Source organism: Streptomyces sp. NBC_01446 (genome assembly GCF_026340095.1).
GTDB lineage: Bacteria > Actinomycetota > Actinomycetes > Streptomycetales > Streptomycetaceae > Streptomyces > Streptomyces aureus.
The window spans coordinates 4,502,473-4,521,624 of record NZ_JAPEPO010000001.1 but is presented as its reverse complement, the minus strand read 5'-3'; the positions used below and the strand labels follow the sequence as shown (position 1 = coordinate 4,521,624).

The following is a 19,152-nucleotide window of genomic DNA, read 5'->3' as shown; positions in this document are numbered from 1 at the left end:
GGTTTCGGGTCCGCACCGGTCCGGCCGCGCGGGCGGGGAGGGGGCAGGACGATGTGCCGACGTACCCAGACAGAGCGCAGTCAGACAGAGGGCCCCGGCGCCTTGCGGCGCCGGGGCCTGTCCTCCCCTGTGCTGACCCGGAGCCCCGAGCTCCCAGGGTCATCCCCTTCGGACCGATTTCCCCGAGCGGTCCGCCTCCCGCTGAAGATCTCCCCGCGACGGCGGCGGTCAATCCTTGAACGAGGTCACTCGAACGAGGGGTGTTGCCGAGAACGACCGCGCTTTCGAAAGAGAGTTCGATAGCGTGCGCGGGTACGCGACTGCAGGCGCGACCACAAGGGGGTGCCAGGGCCTATGGTGCGACGCATCGACGTGACCGGGGCGGGCGGCGTGAGTCTCGCCGCGTGGGAGTTCGCCGACCCTCCCAAGACGGGCGAGGGCGACCAGTCCCCCGGCGCGCTGTTACTGCACGGCCTGATGGGCCGGGCCTCGCACTGGGCGGGCACCGCCCGCTGGCTCTCCGAGCGACATCGTGCCGTGGCGCTCGACCAGCGCGGCCACGGCCAGAGCCAGAAACCCCCCGAGGGCCCCTACGACCGCGAGGCGTACATCCAGGACGCCGAGGCCGCCCTCGTCCAGCTCGACCTCGCGCCCGCCGTCGTCATCGGCCACTCCATGGGCGCGCTCACCGCCTGGCAGCTCGCCGCGCGCCGCCCCGACCTCGTACGCGCCGTGATCATCTGCGACATGCGGGCCTCCGCGCTCGGGGCGGCGTCCCAGCGGGAGTGGGAGGACTGGTTCGACGCCTGGCCCACACCCTTCGCCACCCTCGCCGACGTACGGAAGTGGTTCGGCGAGGACGACCCGTGGGTGGAGCGACCCCAGCCCTCGCGCGGTGAGTTCTACGCCGAGGTCATGGCGGAGCGCCCCGACGGCTGGCGGCCCGTGTTCGACCACCGGCAGATGCTGGTCTCCCGGGCCACATGGGTCTACGACGCGCACTGGGAGGAGCTGGCCCAGGTCCGCTGCCCCGCCCTCGTCGTCCGCGGTCTCGACGGCGAGCTGGGCCGCGCCGAGGCGCAGGAGATGGTCCGCGTCCTGCCCAGGGGCGAGTACGCGGAGATCGCGGACGCCGGGCATCTCGTCCACTACGACCGGCCGGAGGCGCTGCGCTCCGCCATCGAGCCTTTCCTGGACGGCGTACTCACCTCGTAGTGGCGCAGCCTCGTAGCGGCGGATCAGCGGGTCAGGGGCCGAGGCGTTCGACGCGCCAGGCGCCGGACGGCTCGTGGACGTAGCGCAGCCGGTCGTGGAGGCGGTTCTCGCGGCCCTGCCAGAACTCGACCGTGCGCGGGGTGACGCGGAAGCCGCCCCAATGGTCGGGCACCGGGATGTTCTCGCCCTCCGGGTAGCGCTCGGTGAGTTCGGCGTACGCGATGTCGAGTTCGGCGCGCGAGGTGAGGATCTGCGACTGCGCGCTGGCCCACGCGCCGAGCTGGGAGCCGCGCGGGCGGGAGCGGAAGTACGCGGCCGTCTCCTCGCGGCTCGTGTGGGCGACGGTGCCGGAGACGATGACCTGGCGGGCCATCGGGTGCCAGGGGAACAGCAGCGCGATCTCGCGGTTCGCGGCCAGGTCGCGGGCCTTGCGGGAGCCGTAGTTCGTGTAGAAGACGAAGCCCCGCTCGTCGTAGGCCTTGAGCAGCACGGTGCGCGAGCTCGGCCGGCCGGCCGCGTCCGCCGTGGAGACCACCATCGCGTTCGGCTCGTACAGGACGCCGCGTGCCCGCGTGGCCTCGTTGAACCAGAGCTCGAACAGTTCCATCGGGCGCGCGGGGACGTCCTCCTCCAGGAGTCCCTCACCCGGCGGGCGGTACTGCGCACGCATGACGGCGGGGTTCTGGGGTGCGTGGTGGTCGTGGTGGTCGTGGTCGCTCACGCGGTCATCCTGCCGTACGCGTGGGGCAGTCGGCCGCGTGGAGTTCATCACTGAGTGGCACTGAGTGCCGCGTACTCTCCCCAAGGGTGGCACCAGCGGATATCGTCGTCGGTCCCGCCGCCCCTTCGGTTGGGTGACCGCCTGCCGAACGGGGCATCACCGGGGTGAGACCGATCCGGCCCCTGAGCCCCCGGAGCCGCTACCACCGCGGATCCGGACAGGCCGGAACAGGACAGCACAGCCCGGAACAGTCCGGCGCATACTGCCGCAGAACCGTTACGCCCATGCGGACCGCACACGACCACCGCGGTCCTCCGTCGTACACACGCAGTCGTACCCACGCAGTCGTACACCCGCAGAGCCGTACACCCGCAGAGTCGTACACATTCAGAGGAGCCGCCTGATGTCCGACCCCGGCCTTGACCCCGGCAGTGCCCCCGGCTTCGTGCCCGGCCTCGAGGGAGTCGTCGCGTTCGAGACGGAGATCGCCGAACCGGACAAGGAGGGCGGCGCCCTGCGGTACCGGGGCGTCGACATCGAGGATCTGGTCGGCCAGGTCTCGTTCGGCAACGTCTGGGGCCTGCTCGTCGACGGGGCCTTCAACCCGGGCCTGCCGCCCGCCGAGCCCTTCCCCATCCCCGTCCACTCCGGCGACATCCGCGTCGACGTACAGTCCGCGCTCGCCATGCTCGCGCCCGTGTGGGGCCTGAAACCGCTGCTCGACATCGACGAGGCGCAGGCCCGCGAGGACCTCGCCCGCGCCGCCGTCATGGCCCTCTCCTACGTCGCCCAGTCGGCCCGCGGGCAGGGCAGGCCGATGGTGCCGCAGCACGAGATCGACAAGGCGGACACCGTCGTCGAGCGGTTCATGAAGCGGTGGCGCGGCGAGCCCGACCCGAAGCATGTCGCCGCCGTCGACGCGTACTGGACGAGCGCCGCCGAGCACGGCATGAACGCCTCCACGTTCACCGCGCGCGTCATCGCCTCCACGGGCGCCGATGTCGCGGCGGCCCTTTCGGGCGCCGTCGGCGCCATGTCGGGCCCCCTGCACGGCGGCGCGCCCTCTCGCGTCCTCGGCATGATCGAGGAGATCGAGCGCACCGGCGACGCGGAAGCGTACGTCCGGCGGGCTCTCGACAAGGGCGAGCGCCTCATGGGCTTCGGGCACCGCGTGTACCGCGCCGAGGACCCCCGCGCGCGCGTGCTGCGGCGCACGGCCCGCGAGCTGGGCGCACCGCGCTTCGAGGTCGCGGAGGCGCTGGAGAAGGCGGCCCTCGCGGAGCTGCACGCCCGCAGGCCCGACCGGGTCCTGGCGACGAACGTGGAGTTCTGGGCGGCGATCATGCTGGACTTCGCGGAGGTCCCTGCGCACATGTTCACGTCGATGTTCACGTGCGCCCGCACGGCCGGCTGGTCGGCGCACATCCTGGAACAGAAGCGCACGGGCCGCCTCGTACGCCCCTCGGCCCGCTACATCGGGCCGGGCACCCGCGACCCGCGTGACATCGAGGGGTACGGGGAGATGTCGGGCTGAGCGTCACCCCCGGCAGACTCAGGCATGACAAACGGCGCCGCACGGATTTCCGTGCGGCGCCGCTTGTCATGCGTCACCTGCCCCGGGTCATCCCAGCGCCCCGTCCAGAATCGCCGCCCACTGCGCGACGACCCGCTCGCGGCGCGGCCCGTCGTCGGTGAGGAGGTTCGCGAGGCCGAGGCCGCGCGCCATGTCGAGGAGCCCCTGCACGGTCTCGCGGACGCCGGGGTGCGACTCGTCGGCGGCCAGCAGCTCCACGGCGATGCGGTGGGTCTCGCGGCCGACGCGGGCCTCCAGTTCGGTGACGCGGCCGCCCAGCTGCGGCTCGTTCGACGCCGCCACCCACAGGTGCAGGGCGGCCCGGAACAGCGGGCCCGTGTACAGGTCGACGAGGGCGGCGACGACCTCGGTGCGGCCGCGGGGGCGCAGGGCGCGCAGCGCGGTCGAGCGCTCCTCGGCGACGTACTCGACGGCGGCCGTGAACAGGTCCTCGCGGGTCGGGAAGTGGTGCTGCGCGGCGCCGCGCGAGACCCCGGCCCGTTCGGCGACGACGGAGACCGTGGAGCCCGACCAGCCGCGTTCGGCGAGGCACGACACGGCCGCTTCGAGGAGTCGCAGTCGGGTGGCGCGGCTGCGGTCCTGTTTGGGGGCGCGCTCCACCGCCGTACCGGATGAGGTCACAGCACCCATGCGGGATCCCGTCGTTCGAGGAAGGCCGTCATCCCTTCGCTTGCCTGCGCGGAGGAGAACAGCCGGGCCGAGAGTGCGCTCAGGTCGGCCGCGTCCCGTTCGAAGGCCTCCAGCACCTTAGCCGTGAGCAGCCGTTTCGTCTCGGTCAGGCCCTGCGGGGACGACCTGCGCAGCCCGTCGAGGACGGGGGCGAGAGCGGCGTCGACGTCGTCCCCGGCCGTCGTCAGGAGCCCGATGCGGACCGCCTCCGCCGCGTCGAAGCGCTCGCCCGTCAGGTAGTAGCGGGCGACGGCGCGCGGGTCGGTGCGGGGCAGCAGGGGCAGCGAGATGACGGCGGGCGCGACCCCTATGCGGACCTCGGTGAACGCGAACGAGGCGGCGTGCGAGGCGGCCGAGATGTCGCAGGCCCCGAGCAGACCGAGCCCGCCCGCGCGCACATGCCCGTCGATCCGCGCGACGACGGGCCGGTCGAGCGCGACGATCTGCCGCAGGAGCGCGACCAGGGCCTCGGGCGGGGGCGGGGACGTCAGGTCGGCGCCCGCGCTGAACGTGTTGCCGGTGTGGGTGAGGACGACGGCCCGTACGGCTTCGTCCTTGCCGCACGCCGTGAGCGCGTCCGCCAGCTCGGCGACGAGCGCGGCCGAGAGGGCGTTGCGGTTGGCCGGGGAGTCGAGGGTGAGGGTGATGATCCCGCACTCGTGCGAGGAGCGGACCAGGGTCTTTTCCGTGCTCACGATGTCTCCCTGAGCTGTCGGCGGAGGATCTTTCCCGAGGCGGCGCGCGGCACGGCGTCGACGAACTCGACACGCCTGACCTTCTTGTACGGGGCCACGCGCCCCGCGACGTACTCCCGCCCGGGGACGTTGCCCCGGGCCGCCGCGCCCCCGAGGACGGCGTCATGCATCGGCTCGTCGACCGGCTCGACATCCGCGTACTCACTGTGGAACACCATGGCCGAACTCCTCACGGGTCAGTACGACTTGGTCCTGTGACGGGGGTCCTGCGACGTGGTCCTGCGACGTGGTCAGTACGACTTGGGCAGCCCCAGGGTCTGGTGGGACACGTAGTTCAGGATCATTTCCCGGCTCACGGGCGCGATGCGGGCCACGCGGGACGCCGTGATGAGCGAGGCGAGGCCGAACTCGCGGGTCAGCCCGTTGCCGCCCAGCGTGTGCACCGCCTGGTCGACGGCCCGCACGCAGGCCTCCGCTGCCGCGTACTTGGCCATGTTCGCGGCCTCGCCCGCCCCGATGTCGTCGCCCGCGTCGTACAGATGGGCCGCCTTCTGCATCATCAGGCGGGCCGTCTCCAGCTCGATGTGGGCCTGCGCGAGCGGGTGCGCGATGGCCTGGTGCGCGCCGATGGGCGACTTCCAGACGCTGCGCTCCTTCGCGTACCCGACGGCCCTGGCCAGCGCGAAGCGGCCCATGCCGATCGCGAACGCGGCCGTCATGATGCGCTCGGGGTTGAGGCCCGCGAACAGCTGGAGCAGGCCGGCGTCCTCGTCGCCGACGAGCGCGTCGGCCGGGAGCCGTACGTCGTCGATGACGAGCTCGAACTGCTTCTCCGGCGCCTGGAGTTCCATGTCGATCTGCCGCCGCCCGAACCCCTCGGCGTCGCGCGGCACAATGAACAGGCACGGCTTGAGGCTGCCGGTACGGGCGTCCTCGGTGCGGCCCACGATGAGGGTGGCGTCGGCTATGTCGACGCCGGACACGAACACCTTGCGCCCGGACAGGATCCAGTCGCCGCTGTCCCCGTCGCGGCGGGCGGTGGTGGTGATGCGGTGCGAGTTGGAGCCCGCGTCGGGCTCGGTGATCCCGAACGCCATCGTGCGGCTGCCGTCGGCGAGGCCCGGCAGCCAGGCCGCCTTCTGCTCGGGCGTGCCGAAGCGGGAGATGACGGTGCCGCAGATCGCGGGCGACACGACCATCATCAGCAAGGGCGCGCCGGAGGCACCCAACTCCTCCAGTACCAGTGACAGTTCATACATGCCGCCACCCCCGCCGCCGTACTCCTCGGGCAGGTTCACGCCCAGGTAACCGAGCTTCGCGGCCTCCGCCCACAGCTCCTCGGGGTGGCCCTCCTCACGGACGACGCGGGTCATGTAGTCGCGTCCGAAGCGGCTGCCGAGAGCCGCGACGGCGGAGCGCAGGGCCTGGCGCTCCTCGGATTCGAGGACGGAAGCGTTCATGACTGATCCTCCTGTACGACGGCGAGCAGGGCGCCGACCTCGACCTGGCGGCCGGGCGCGGCGTGCAGGACGGTGAGCGTGCCGGAGGCGGGAGCGGTGATGCGGTGCTCCATCTTCATCGCCTCCAGCCAGATGAGGGGCTGACCCGCGGCGACCGTGACGCCCTCGGCGAGGCCTTCGGCGAGCCGGACGACGGTGCCGGGCATCGGCGCGAGCAGGGATCCCGGCTCCTGGCGTGCGACGGGCTCGGGGAGGCGGGGCAGGACGGTGAGCGCGGCACCGTTCACGTACACCCGCTCCCCGTGTGTCGCAACATCGAACTTCCGCACCACGCCGTCCACTTCGAGCACGACGAGCGCCATCGTCGCGCGGACGACACGTACACCGTCCGCGGCCAGTCCATCGCGGGTGTGCCGGTAGCGCACCTCGTGCTCGGCCCCGTCGGGTTCGGTGCGGTAGTGCTTGACCTGCGGCTGCGAGGCCACATTGCGCCAGCCGCCGAACCGGGACCGGCCGTGCGCGTCCGCGAGCGCCGCGGCGAGCGGTGCGTACAGATCCGGGCTCGGCGCCGTGAGCGCGGCCAGATGCCGGTCGTAGAACCCGGTGTCCGCGCCGCCCGCGATGAACTCGTCGTGCCTCAGCGACCGTACGAGCAGCTCCCTGTTGGTGACCGGTCCGTGCACGACGGACCGCTCCAGGGCGCCCGCCAGCTTGCGCAGGGCCTCGGCGCGGGTCGGCGCGTGTGCGACGACCTTGGCGAGCATCGCGTCGTAGTGCACCCCGATCGGGTCGCCGTCGGTGAACCCGGTGTCCAGGCGTACGGCCTCCGGGACGGACAGCCGGTACAGGGTGCCGGTCTGCGGGGCCCAGCCGGCGGCCGGGTCCTCCGCGTACAGCCGGGCCTCGACCGAGTGGCCTCGCGCGGTGGGCGGCTCCTCGTCCAGGGGCTCGCCCTCGGCGACGCGCAGTTGCAACGCCACGAGGTCGACGCCGAACACGGCCTCGGTGACCGGGTGTTCGACCTGGAGGCGGGTGTTCATCTCCAGGAAGTGCGCCTTGCCGCCGGCGACGAGGAACTCGACGGTCCCGGCACCCCGGTAGTCGGTGGCGCGAGCGGCCCGCACGGCCATCTCGCCTAGAGATGCCTCCAGTTCAGGGGGGAGGCCTGGCGCGGGCGCCTCCTCGATGACCTTCTGATGGCGCCGCTGGAGCGAGCAGTCACGGGTGCCGAGCGCCCACACGGTGCCGTGCGCGTCGGCCATGATCTGCACCTCGACGTGCCGGCCGCCCTCGATGTACGGCTCGACGAACACCTCGCCGTCCCCGAAGGCACTCAGCGCCTCCGCGCCGGCGGCGGCCAACTGCTCGTCCAGATCGGTCAGTTCCCGTACGACGCGCATGCCGCGACCGCCACCGCCGGCCGCCGCCTTCACGAGGACGGGCAGGTCTCCCGCCGTGATGTCACCGGTCTTCAGGGGCTCGATGCCCATGACTTCCTTGGCGCGCGTCTTGGACGCCATGGCCTCGATCGCCTCGGGCGGCGGGCCGATCCAGGTCAGGCCCGCGTCGGCGACGGCCCGCGCGAAGTCGGCGTTCTCGGACAGGAACCCGTACCCGGGGTGCACGGCGTCCGCGCCCGCGGCAAGGGCCGCCTTCACGATCAGGTCGCCGCGCAGATACGTCTCGGCGGGCGACGCCCCAGGCAGCCGTACGGCGGCATCGGCCACGCGCGCGTGGAGGGCGTCCTCGTCGGCGTCCGAGTACACGGCGACGGTCCGGATGCCCAGCTCGGCGCAGGTACGGAAGACGCGGCAGGCGATCTCGCCGCGGTTGGCGACGAGTACAGAGGTGATCATTCGCGTGGTCATGGGCCTCACATCCGGAACACGCCGAATCCACCGCGCGCGCCCTCCACGGGCGCCGTGTGGATCGCGGACAGGCACAGGCCGAGCACGGTCCGGGTGTCGCGCGGGTCGATGACCCCGTCGTCGTACAGCCGCCCGGAAAGGAACATCGGCAGGGACTCGGACTCGATCTGCTGCTCCACCATCGCGCGCAGCGCGGCATCCGCCTCAGCGGCCTTGTCGTCGTACGGCAGCCCCTTCGCGGCGGCGGACTGACGGGCCACGATCGACAGGACACCGGCGAGCTGCTGCGGCCCCATCACGGCCGACTTGGCGCTCGGCCAGGCGAACAGGAAGCGGGGGTCGAAGGCCCGCCCGCACATCCCGTAGTGCCCGGCGCCGTACGAGGCGCCCATGAGGACGGACAGGTGCGGCACGCGGCTGTTGCTGACGGCGTTGATCATCATGGAGCCGTGCTTGATGATGCCGCCCTGCTCGTACTCCTTGCCGACCATGTAGCCGGTGGTGTTGTGCAGGAACAGGAGCGGGATGTCGCGCTGGTTGGCCAGCTGGATGAACTGGGCGGCCTTCTGCGACTCCTCGCTGAACAGGACGCCCTGCGCGTTGGCGAGGATGCCGATCGGATAGCCGTGCAGTGACGCCCAGCCCGTGGTGAGGCTCGACCCGTACAGCGGCTTGAACGCGTCGAAGTCGGAGCCGTCCACGATCCGGGCGATCACCTCGCGCGGGTCGAAGGGGACCTTGAGGTCGCCGGGCACGATGCCGAGGAGTTCATCGCTGTCGTACTTGGGCGGCTCCACAACCTGTGGATCCCCGTACGCCTTGCGGTGGTTGAGGCGGGCGACGACGCGGCGGGCCTGCCGGATCGCGTCCCGCTCGTCGACGGCGAAGTAGTCGGCGAGCCCGGACGTACGGGCGTGCATCTCGGCGCCGCCGAGCGACTCGTCGTCGCTCTCCTCACCGGTCGCCATCTTCACCAGGGGCGGCCCGCCGAGGAAGACCTTCGCCCGCTCCTTGACCATGATCACGTGGTCGGACATGCCGGGGATGTACGCGCCGCCGGCGGTCGAGTTGCCGAAGACGACGGCGACGGTGGGGATCCCGGCGGCGGAGAGGCGCGTGATGTCGCGGAAGATGCCGCCGCCCGGGATGAAGATCTCCTTCTGGGACGGCAGGTCGGCGCCACCGGACTCGACGAGGCTGACGCAGGGCAACCGGTTGGCGAACGCGATCTCGTTGGCGCGCAGGGCCTTCTTCAGGGACCACGGATTACTGGCTCCGCCGCGCACCGTCGGATCGTTCGCGGTGACCAGGCACTCGACGCCCTCGACGACCCCGATGCCCGTGACGAGGGAGGCACCGACGGCGTAGTCGCTGCCCCAGGCCGCGAGGGGGGAGAGTTCGAGGAAGGGGGTATCGGGGTCGAGAAGCAGCTCGATACGTTCGCGAGCGAGCAACTTGCCGCGCTTGCGGTGCCGTTGGACGTACTTCTCCCCACCGCCCGCAAGCGCCTTGGCGTGCTCGGCGTCGAGCGCGTCGAGCTTGCCGAGCATGGCCTCGCGGTGAGCGGCGAAGTCGGCACCGCCGACGTCCAGGGCCGAGGCGAGAACGGTCACAGGAGGACCTCCGGTATGTCCAGATGACGGGAGCGCAGCCACTCGCCGAGCCCCTTGGCCTGAGGATCGAACCGGTGCCGGGAGGCGACGCCCTGGCCGAGGAGGCCGGTGATGGTGAAGTTGAGGGCGCGGAGGTTGGGCAGCACGTGCCGGACAACTGTCAGATGACGACTTTCAGATATCAGATTCTGAAATCTGTCAGCTGTCATCTCATGGACGAGCCACCGCCAGGCCTGGTCCCCGCCCCCGTCTCCGCCCCCGTCTCCGTCCACCCACACCCCCACGTTCGCGTCCCCGCCCTTGTCGCCGCTGCGGGCGCCCGCGACGAGGCCGAGGGGAACACGCCGGGTGGGGCCGGGTGGCAGGGGTGCGGGCAGGGGTGGTGCCGCCACGTCCACGAGGGCGCGGGTGGCCCCGTCGTACGCGATCACCTTCCGCTCCCCGTCCGGCAGTACGGCGACGTGCTCGACCTCGCCCCGGTCCACGTACGCCGCCTCGAACACCCCGTACGGCGCGCCCTTGCCCGGCGGGGCCGTCACGTGGAAGCCGGGGTAGCTGCCGAGGGCCAGCTCGATCGCGGCGCTGCTGAGGGTGCGGCCCACCGCGTCCGCGTCGCCGTCCCGGACGACGAGCCGCAACAGCGCGCTCGCGGTCTCCTCGGTGTCCGCGTCCGCCCGATCCGTGCGCGCCAGCTCCCACGTCACCTGCGCGGGGCGGGACTTGGCACGGTCGAACGCCTCGTCCATCTGCTCCCGTACGAGCGCCGCCTTGGCCTCGATGTCGAGACCGGTCAGCACGAACACGACCTCGTTGCGGAAGCCGCCGAGCCGGTTGAGGCCGACCTTGAGGGTGTGAGGTGGCGCCTCGCCTCGTACGCCTTCGACGCGGACGCGGTCCGGGGCCTCCTGCGTGAGCCGTACGGTGTCCAGCCTCGCCGTCACATCGGGTCCGGCGTACCGGGCGCCGCCGGTCTCGTAGAGGAGCTGTTCCGTCACCGTCCCCACGGTCACGAGCCCGCCCGTGCCGGGGTGCTTGGTGATGACGCAGGAGCCGTCCGCGTGGAGTTCGGCGAGCGGGAAACCGGGGCGCCGCAGATCGCGGGCCCGCCCGGCGAAGCGGGAGTAGTTGCCGCCCGTCGCCTGGGTCCCGCACTCCAGGATGTGCCCGGCGACGACGGCCCCCGCGAGCCGGTCGTACGCGTCCTGCTCCCACCCGAAGCGCCAGGCCGCGGGCCCGGTGACCAGGGCGGCGTCGGTGACGCGGCCGGTGACCACGATGTCGGCGCCGGCGGCGAGGCAGGCGGTGATCCCGGCGCCGCCGAGGTAGGCGTTGGCGGTGAGGGCGCCCGGGAAGCGCCCGTCCGGGGAGAGGTCGTCGCCCTCGACGTGCGCCACGCGCGCGTGGAGGCCGAGCCGGTCCGCCAACTCCCTCACGGCGTCGGCGAGTCCGGCCGGGTTGAGCCCGCCCGCATTCGCGACGATCCGCACGCCCCGGTCGAGCGCCAGACCGAGGGTCTCCTCCAGCTGGCGCAGGAACGTGCGGGCGTAGCCGCGCGCGGGGTCCTTCAGGCGGTCGCGGCCCAGGATGAGCATGGTCAGTTCGGCGAGGTAGTCGCCGGTCAGGACGTCGAGTGAGCCGTCTTCGAGCATCTCGCGCAGGGCGTCGAAACGGTCACCGTAGAAGCCGGAGGCGTTGCCTATGCACAGTACGTCGCCGGTCACCGCCCGGACTCCTTCGCCGCACGCCCCGGTCCCGGCGGTCCCGCGAAGGCCTGGGCGATGTCCAGCCACCGGTCTGCGTCGGCGCCTTCGGCCCGTACGTCGACGTCGTCGCGGTGCGCCCGCTGCGTCACCAGCAGGCAGAAGTCGAGCCCGGATCCCGTCACGCGCTGCGCCGCGTCCTCGGGCCCGTACGTCCACAGGTCGCCGGAGGGGGCGGTCAGTTCGACGCGGAACTCCTCGGCGGGCGGGGTCAGCCCGCGTACGGCGAAGGCGAAGTCGCGGGCCCGGATCCCGATGCGGGCCACATGCCGCAGCCGGTCGCTGGGCTCGCGTTCGACGCCCAGCGCGTCGGCCACGTCCTGCCCATGGGCCCAGGTCTCCATGAGGCGGCCCGTCGCCATGGAGGCGGCCGACATAGGTGGCCCGTACCAGGGGAAACGCGTTCCCGCGAGGGCGGCGGCCAGGGACCGGAGCAGTTCCTCGCGGCCCGCGCGCCAGCGGGCGAGGAGTTCGGCGGGCGGCAGCGCGGCGCCCTCCTCCGCCCCCGCGTCGACGAAGGCGTCGGGCGCGGCGACGGCTTCCCGCACGAGGGCGGCGAACGCGTCGGCGTCCGTGACGGCGAGCAGGGCGGAGTGGTCGGTCCAGGCCAGATGCGCGATCTGGTGGGCCACGTTCCAGCCGGGCGCTGGCGTGGCGAGGGCCCATCGGTCCTCGCTCAGCTCACTGACGATCCGGTCGAGTTCGGCGCTCTCACTGCGCAGATCCTCGAGCACGGCCAACGGGTCGGACACGATGCGCTCCCCTCGGGGCACGACGGCGTGCCCCGGAGCATGGCAGTGCCCGGAGAAACAATCAAGCGTGCTTGTATGAAAATTGGCCAGGGGAAGGCGGCCAGAGGAGGCGACGCAAAACGGGTGCGGCGCACGTCGGGGGCTCCGCTCAGCCCCTCACCGACGTCCGCCGCACCCGCGCGTCAACCAGCCCGACGTTCGGCCCACTTCGGCCTACTCGGCCTCCGGCGCAGGCATTGCCTTGTCCTCCGGTGCGCGCACCGTCCTGGCCTCCGGCTCGGGCATCTTCGCCCGCCCCCGGCCCACCTGTGTGCGCACCGCGCCGATGCTGGCAGCGACGACCAGGGCGATCGCCAGGGCGCCGAGGGCGGACATGGCCTGGTCGAGGATGAGGAATCCGGCGAGCGCGGCGATGGCCGGTTCGAGGCTCATCATGACCGCGAAGGTGGACGCGGGCATGCGGCGCAGCGCGAGGAGTTCGAGGGTGTACGGGAGGACCGAGGACATGACGGCGACGGCCGCGCCGAGCGCCAGCGTCGTCGGCACGACGAGCTTCGAGCCGGACTCCGCGATGCCGAGCGGCAGACAGAGCACGGCCGCGACCGCCATCGCGAGGGCGAGCCCGTCTGCCTGCGGGAACCGCCGCCCCGTACGGGCGCTGAAGATGATGTACGTAGCCCACATGCCGCCCGCCGAGACGGCGAAGGCCGCGCCGACCAGGTCGAGTCCGCCGAAGCCGCCCCCGCCGAGGAGGAAGACGCCGCAGAGCGCGAGGCCGGCCCAGATGGCGTTGACCAGACGGCGGGAGGCGAAGACCGACAGGGCGAGCGGGCCGAGCACCTCCAGGGTGACGGCCGGGCCCAGGGGGATCCGCTCCACCGCCTGGTAGAAGAGCATGTTCATGCCGCCCATGGCGACGCCGAAGGCGACGACGGTGCCCCAGTCGGCGCGCGAGTGGCCGCGCAGCTTCGGCCGGCACACGATGAGCAGCACGATCGCGGCGAACGCCAGCCGCAGGGTGACCACGCCGACCGCACCGGTGCGCGGCATCAGGGTGACCGCGACGGCCGCGCCGAACTGCACCGACACGCAACCGCCGAGCACGAGTCCGACCGGGCCGAGCGCGCCCCAGCGGGAGCCGTTCGGCGCGGCACCCTCGGGTGCGGCGGGAGCGCCCGCCACCTCCGGCTGCGCCACCGCGGACTCCGGCTGCACCAGTGCGGCGGCCGCCGCGTCGGCGCCGGCCGCCGCCCGGTCGGTCCGTGAGACGTTCACGTCTGAGCCTTCCCCTTCACCGCCACCCCGCAGTTCAATAGGGTGGACTCCACCGTCCAAGGTAGTACACCACGTCATGATCGTGGACCCCTTTTACGGCTGACGTTCCACCGCCTGTACGTTCAGCGCGGCGCAAGCCCACCTGCCACGCTAAGACCGCCGCGCGCGGTCCGTAAAATGCCGACTGTGCTCCCGTTATGCTCCGCAGACATGAGCGGTCCGTATGCCCTCCACTCGCTGGAGCTGCGCCATCTGCGCTGCTTCCTCGCCATCGCCGAGGAGGGCAACGTCACACGCGCCGCCGCCCGGCTTCGCCTCACCCAGCCCGCCGTCTCGCGCACCCTCGCGACCCTCGAGGACGCGCTCGGCGTACGGCTCGTCGACCGCTCCACCCACCACCTCGCCCTGACCGCCGAAGGGCGCGCGTTCCAGGAGAGCGCGGCGGCCGCCGTCGCCGCGTTCGAGGACGCCCTGGACTCCGTCCGCGCCGTGCGGCGCCCGCTGCGGCTCGGGCACGCCTGGTCGGCGGCGGGCCCGTACACCACGCCCCTGCTGCGGCGCTGGCGCGAGCGGTACCCCGCCGTGCCGCTCGAACTCCTGCGCATCGACGACCGCACGGCCGGGCTGACCCGCGGCGCCGTCGACGTCGCACTGCTGCGCGGGCCCGTGGACGCGCCGGGCCTGGTCACCGAGCTCCTGCACACGGAGAGCCGCGTCGCGGCCGTACCGTCCGACAGCCCCCTCGCCCCGCGCGACGCGCTCACGCTCGCCGATCTCTCCGGCCACACCATCGCCGTGAACACCGTCTCCGGCACCACCGCCCTCGACCTCTGGCCGCCCGCCGCCCGGCCGACCGCGACGATCACCGTGGCGAACACGGACGACTGGCTCGCGGCCATCGCGGCCGACCGCGCGGTGGGCGTCACGACGACGGCCACTCCCGGCATGCACCCGCACCCGGGCGTCGTCTACGTCCCACTGACCGACGCCCCCGACCTGCCCGTCGTCCTCGCCTGGCGCGACGGCCCACGCCACCCCGCCGTACGCGACCTGATCGAACTCGCCCACGAGGTCGTACCGTCCGACGGGGCGCGATCTACGGAGTGAGCCAGGAGGTCGCGCCGTCCGAGGGGACGCGCCCTACGGAATCACCCACGAGGACATGCCCTCCGACGGGACGCGCCCTACGGAGTGATCCCCAACGCCTCCGCGAGGACCTCCGCCAGGTGCCGCCCCGGCCGGCCCCCTTCCCGCTCCAGCTGCTCCAGCTGGGTGCGGCACGAGAAGCCGTCCGCGAGGACCACCGCCCCGTCGGCGGCGGCGCGGACGGCCGGCAGAAGCTGCTCCTCCGCGCAGGCCACCGACACGTCGTAATGCCCCTCCTCGAAGCCGAAGTTGCCCGCGAGACCGCAGCACCCGCCGCTCAACTCGCCGTCCAGGCCCGCCCGTTCGCGCAGTCGGCGCTCGGCCGCGTCGCCGAGGACCGCGTGCTGGTGGCAGTGGGTCTGGCCGACGGCGGGGCGGTCGACGCGAGGCGGGTCCCAGTGCGGAGCGAACCGCTCAAGGGCCTCGGCGAACGTGAGGACCGAGTCGGCGAGGCGCCGGGCGCGCGGTTCGTCCGGCAGCAGCTCCGGCAGGTCGGTGCGCAGCGCGGCGGCGCAGCTCGGCTCCAGGACGACGACGGGCAGGCCCGAGTCGATGACCGGCCGCATCAGGTCGAGGGTGCGGCGCAGGACGGCGCGGGCGCGGTCGAGCTGGCCCGTGGAGACGTAGGTGAGGCCGCAGCAGACGCGGCCGCGGCGCGACGGGAGGAGCCCGGCGACCGCCGAGAGCCCGTCGGGCCTGTAGTCGAAGACGCGCGTCGGGGGCAGCAGGACGGAGAGCCCGGCCTCTTCGAGGACCCGCACGGCGGCCCGCCCGACCTGCGGCGCGAGATGCTCCGTGAACGTGTCCGGCCACAGGACCACCTCGGGCCCGTCGCCGCCGAACCGCGCCGCGCCGCCCCGCCGGGCCACCTGCACCCTTCGCCGCAGATCCCGCCGCCACCACGCGCTGAACGTTTCCGGGGCCACCCGCGGAATCCTCCGCTCCGAGGCGATCCCGCCGAGCCGCTTGCCGAGAGCGGCCAACGGCCCCACACGCGCGAGGGTGTTGACGACGCCCGCCGCGCGCGCGTGCTGCACGAGACGCAGCCAGCGCGGCAGCCACCCCATGGAGTAGTGCGCCGCGGGCCGCCTGCGGCCTTCGTAGTGGTGGTGCAGGAACTCCGCCTTGTACGTGGCCATGTCGACGCCGACCGGACAGTCCGTACGGCACCCCTTGCACGACAGACACAGGTCGAGCGCGTCCCGTACCTCCGTGGACTGCCAGCCGTCCGTGACCACCTCGCCGGCGAGCATCTCGTGCAGCAGGCGCGCGCGCCCGCGCGTGGAATGCGCCTCCTCGCCGGTCACCCGGAAGGACGGGCACATGACGCCACCCGAAGGGGCCGATTCCGTACGGCACTTGGCGACGCCCACGCAGCGGCGTACGGCGGCGGAGAAGTCGCCGCCGTCGTGCGGGTAGGCGAACTCGACGTCGACGGGACCGCGCGGCAGGACCGCGAAGCGCAGGTTCTCGTCGAGGCGGGCGGGGCGCACGAGGACGCCGGGATTGAGGAGGCCGTCCGGGTCCCACACGTCCTTGATCCGCCCGAAGAGGCCCACCAGCTCGGGCCCGTACATCTTCGGCAGGAGTTCGGCGCGGGCCTGCCCGTCGCCGTGCTCCCCGGACAGCGATCCGCCGTGCGCGACGACGAGTTCGGCGAGATCCTCGGAGAAGTGCCGAAAGCGCCGCACGCCGGTCTCGCTGAGCAGGTCGAAGTCGATGCGTACGTGGATGCAGCCGTCGCCGAAGTGCCCGTACGGGGTGCCGCGCAGGCCGTGCTGCGACAGGAGCCCCCGGAAGTCCCGCAGATACGGGCCGAGGCGTGCGGGCGGCACGGCGCAGTCCTCCCAGCCGGGCCACGCCTCGGTGCCGTCGGGCATGCGGGTCGCGGTGCCGGAGGCGTCCTCGCGGATGCGCCACAGGGCGCGCTGGCCCGTGGGGTCATCGACGATGAGGGAGTCCGTGGTGCCGTCGGCCGCGGCCCGCACGATCGCCTCGGCATGCGCGCGTGCCTGCGCCGGAGTGTCGCCGCCGCTCTCGACGAACAGCCAGGCGCCGCCCTTCGGCAGGCCGGCCTGTTCCCGTACGAGGTCGGCGGCCATGCCCTCGACGGTGAGCGGCCCGTGCGGCAGGAGCCCCGCGGCGGCCTCGGCGGCGGCGCTCTCGTCGGCGTAGGCGAGCACCGCGAGGGCACGCGCGCGTGGCGCCTCGACGAGCCGGACGGTCGCCTCGGTGACGATGCCGAGGGTGCCTTCGGTGCCGCAGAAGAAACGGGCGAGGTCGACACCGTTCTCGGGAAGCAGGGCGTCGGCGGCGTACCCGGAGATACGGCGCGGCAGGTCGGGGAAGCCGGTGCGCAGGAGCGCCAACTCGCCCTCGATCAGCGGGCGGAGGGCGTCGGGTGCGCCCTGCCAGCCACGGGCCAGGGTGGCTTGACGAATATCACCGTTGGATTGACAGATGACAGATGACAGAGAACAGATATTGTCAGCTGTCGTTCCATAGGCCACCGAATGCGACCCGCACGAGTTGTTCCCGATCATCCCGCCGAGCGTGCACCGACTGTGCGTCGACGGGTCGGGCCCGAAGCGCAAACCGTGCGGCGCGCACGCTTCCTGGAGCCGGTCGAGCACAACTCCTGGCTGCACCACGGCCGTTCGCGTGACCGGATCGACGTCCACGATCCGGTTCATGTGCCGCGTGAAGTCCATGACGACGCCCGTCCCGGTCGCCTGCCCCGCGATCGACGTCCCGCCCCCGCGCGCCACGACCGGCACCCCGTGCTCCCGGCAGGCCGCGAGTGCCGCCGCCACGTCCTCGGCGTCGCGCGGCGCCACGACGCCGACGGGAACTCTCCGGTAGTTCGACGCGTCCATGGTCATCAGGGCCCGCGCGGCCGCGGAGAAGTCGACCTCCCCGCGCACGACGCCGCGCAACGCCCTCGCGATACCTTCCGGGTCCTGGTTTCCCACGGTGGCAGTCATGCCTCCCAGCATGCATCTCCCCCGGGAACGACAACAGTTCGCCACGACAGGAGCAACTCCCATGCCCCGCATAGCCCTCGACCCGTTCGTCACCGACCTTGACGCCGAGAGCGCCGCACTGCGCGCCGCGGGGCCCCTCGCCGAGGCCGAGCTGCCGGGCGGCGTACCCGTATGGGCCGTCACGCACCACGCGGAGGCACGTCAACTCCTCACGGACCGGCGCCTGGTGAAGGACATCGAGGTGTGGGACGCGTGGCGGCGCGGCGAGATCCCGGCCGACTGGCCGCTGATCGGTCTCGCCAACCCGGGCCGTTCCATGCTGACGGTCGACGGCGAGGACCACCGCAGACTGCGCACGCTCGTCGCGCAGGCCCTCACGCCCCGCCGGGTGGAGCTGATGCGCGACCGGATCGCGCGGCGCACCGAGGAACTCCTGGACGCCCTGCCCAAGGACGGCACCACCGTCGACCTCAAGGCCGCGTTCGCCTATCCCCTCCCCATGTACGTGATCGCCGACCTGATGGGCATCGACGACTCGGCGCTGCCCCGCCTGAAGGTCCTGTTCGAGAAGTTCTTCTCGACGCAGACCCCGCCCGCGGAGGTCGTCGCGACGCTGACGGAGCTGGCCGGGATCATGGCGGCCACGGTCGCGGCCCGGCGCTCCGAGCCCGGCGACGACCTGACGAGCGCGCTGATCCTGGCGGCGGGCGACGACGGCGACCGGCTCACCGACGAGGAGATCGTCTCCACGCTCCAGCTCATGGTCGCGGCGGGCCACGAGACGACGATCTCGCTGATCGTCAACGCCGTGGTGAACCTGTCCGCCCACCCCGAGCAGCTCGCCCAGGTCCTCTCCGGCGAGGTGCCGTGGGAGGCCGTGGTCGAGGAGACGCTGCGCCACTCCACACCGACGTCGCACGTCCTGATCCGCTTCGCCGCCGAGGACGTACCGGTCGGCGACAAGGTGATCGCGAAGGGCGACGCGCTGATCGTGTCGTACGGGGCGATCGGCCGGGACGAGGCCGCCCACGGCCCCAGCGCGGGTGACTTCGACATCACCCGCACCTCCCCGAACCGCCACATCTCGTTCGGCCACGGCCCGCACGTGTGCCCGGGGGCGGCGCTCTCCCGCCTGGAGGCGGCGGTGGCGCTGCCCGCGCTCTACGCCCGCTTCCCCGCCCTCGCCCTCGCCGTCCCGCCCACGGCCCTGCGCCACAAGCCGGTGGTGACCCAGAACGACCTGTTCGAGCTGCCGGTACGGCTGTTCGGCTGATTCGAGGCGCCGGGGTGCCGGGGTGCCGTTCCAGCCCCTCCGGCGTTTGAGGAGAGGAGCGGGGGCCGGGGCGGAGACCTTGTGGCGGGACCGTGAGTCTCACCGGGCGGACACGGTGATTCCAGGC

General features: G+C 72.6%; 15 protein-coding genes. 4 read left to right on the top strand and 11 right to left on the bottom strand.

Going from position 1 to position 19,152, the window contains the following annotated elements:
- Positions 1-354 precede the first annotated feature (354 nt).
- Positions 355-1,215: an alpha/beta fold hydrolase gene (locus OG456_RS20385; protein ID WP_266563010.1), complete on the top strand. Its 861-nt coding sequence runs from the start codon at positions 355-357 to the stop codon at positions 1,213-1,215.
- 31 nt (positions 1,216-1,246) lie between these two features.
- On the opposite strand, the gene pdxH is transcribed toward OG456_RS20385, so the two are convergent.
- Entirely contained in the window at positions 1,247-1,885 is a 639-nt protein-coding gene (gene pdxH / locus OG456_RS20380) for a pyridoxamine 5'-phosphate oxidase (protein ID WP_266569352.1), read from the bottom strand.
- Positions 1,886-2,339: 454 nt separating this feature from the next.
- On the opposite strand from pdxH, the gene OG456_RS20375 reads away from it, so the two are divergent.
- Complete coding sequence (locus OG456_RS20375) at positions 2,340-3,470, top strand: citrate synthase 2 (RefSeq protein WP_266563008.1); 1,131 nt, start codon at positions 2,340-2,342, stop codon at positions 3,468-3,470.
- Positions 3,471-3,557: 87 nt separating this feature from the next.
- Here the strand turns inward: OG456_RS20375 and OG456_RS20370 are convergent, their stop codons facing one another.
- The 9 genes from OG456_RS20370 to OG456_RS20330 all read right to left on the bottom strand — a co-directional run bounded on the left by OG456_RS20370 (position 3,558) and on the right by OG456_RS20330 (position 13,529).
- A complete protein-coding gene (locus OG456_RS20370) occupies positions 3,558-4,160 on the bottom strand; it encodes a TetR/AcrR family transcriptional regulator (RefSeq protein ID WP_266563006.1) in 603 nt (200 codons plus the stop codon).
- Positions 4,148-4,894: an enoyl-CoA hydratase family protein gene (locus OG456_RS20365; RefSeq protein ID WP_266563004.1), complete on the bottom strand. Its 747-nt coding sequence runs from the start codon at positions 4,892-4,894 to the stop codon at positions 4,148-4,150. The genes OG456_RS20370 and OG456_RS20365 overlap by 13 nt, the downstream gene beginning before the upstream one ends.
- The gene (locus tag OG456_RS20360) at positions 4,891-5,112 is read right to left on the bottom strand and encodes a hypothetical protein (RefSeq protein WP_266569570.1); all 222 of its coding nucleotides are present in this window, start codon (positions 5,110-5,112) and stop codon (positions 4,891-4,893) included. The genes OG456_RS20365 and OG456_RS20360 overlap by 4 nt, the downstream gene beginning before the upstream one ends.
- Positions 5,113-5,184: 72 nt before the next feature.
- Entirely contained in the window at positions 5,185-6,354 is a 1,170-nt protein-coding gene (locus tag OG456_RS20355; protein WP_266563002.1) for an acyl-CoA dehydrogenase family protein, read from the bottom strand.
- Positions 6,351-8,210: a biotin carboxylase N-terminal domain-containing protein gene (locus OG456_RS20350; protein ID WP_266569351.1), complete on the bottom strand. Its 1,860-nt coding sequence runs from the start codon at positions 8,208-8,210 to the stop codon at positions 6,351-6,353. Before OG456_RS20350 ends, OG456_RS20355 begins: the two co-directional genes overlap by 4 nt.
- A gap of 17 nt (positions 8,211-8,227) precedes the next feature.
- Complete coding sequence (locus OG456_RS20345; protein ID WP_266563000.1) at positions 8,228-9,835, bottom strand: acyl-CoA carboxylase subunit beta; 1,608 nt, start codon at positions 9,833-9,835, stop codon at positions 8,228-8,230.
- Positions 9,832-11,556 carry an acyclic terpene utilization AtuA family protein gene (locus OG456_RS20340; protein WP_266562998.1) on the bottom strand — a complete coding sequence of 575 codons (1,725 nt, stop codon included), beginning with the start codon at positions 11,554-11,556 and terminating at the stop codon, positions 9,832-9,834. The genes OG456_RS20345 and OG456_RS20340 overlap by 4 nt, the downstream gene beginning before the upstream one ends.
- Positions 11,553-12,347, bottom strand: a complete 795-nt coding sequence (locus OG456_RS20335) for a TIGR03084 family metal-binding protein (RefSeq protein ID WP_266562996.1) — start codon at positions 12,345-12,347, stop codon at positions 11,553-11,555. Before OG456_RS20335 ends, OG456_RS20340 begins: the two co-directional genes overlap by 4 nt.
- A gap of 213 nt (positions 12,348-12,560) precedes the next feature.
- On the bottom strand, positions 12,561-13,529 hold the full coding sequence (locus OG456_RS20330; RefSeq protein ID WP_266569350.1) for a DMT family transporter: 969 nt from the start codon (positions 13,527-13,529) through the stop codon (positions 12,561-12,563).
- Between the two features lie 303 nt (positions 13,530-13,832).
- Here OG456_RS20330 and OG456_RS20325 point away from each other — a divergent pair, with 303 nt between their 5' ends.
- Positions 13,833-14,729, top strand: a complete 897-nt coding sequence (locus OG456_RS20325; protein ID WP_266562994.1) for a LysR family transcriptional regulator — start codon at positions 13,833-13,835, stop codon at positions 14,727-14,729.
- 77 nt (positions 14,730-14,806) lie between these two features.
- Here the strand turns inward: OG456_RS20325 and OG456_RS20320 are convergent, their stop codons facing one another.
- Positions 14,807-17,752, bottom strand: coding sequence for an FAD-binding and (Fe-S)-binding domain-containing protein (locus OG456_RS20320; protein WP_266562992.1), 2,946 nt, complete (start codon positions 17,750-17,752; stop codon positions 14,807-14,809).
- Positions 17,753-17,813: 61 nt separating this feature from the next.
- Between OG456_RS20320 and OG456_RS20315 the strand changes: the two genes are divergently transcribed.
- Complete coding sequence (locus tag OG456_RS20315; RefSeq protein ID WP_266562990.1) at positions 17,814-19,025, top strand: cytochrome P450; 1,212 nt, start codon at positions 17,814-17,816, stop codon at positions 19,023-19,025.
- Positions 19,026-19,152: the final 127 nt, after the last annotated feature.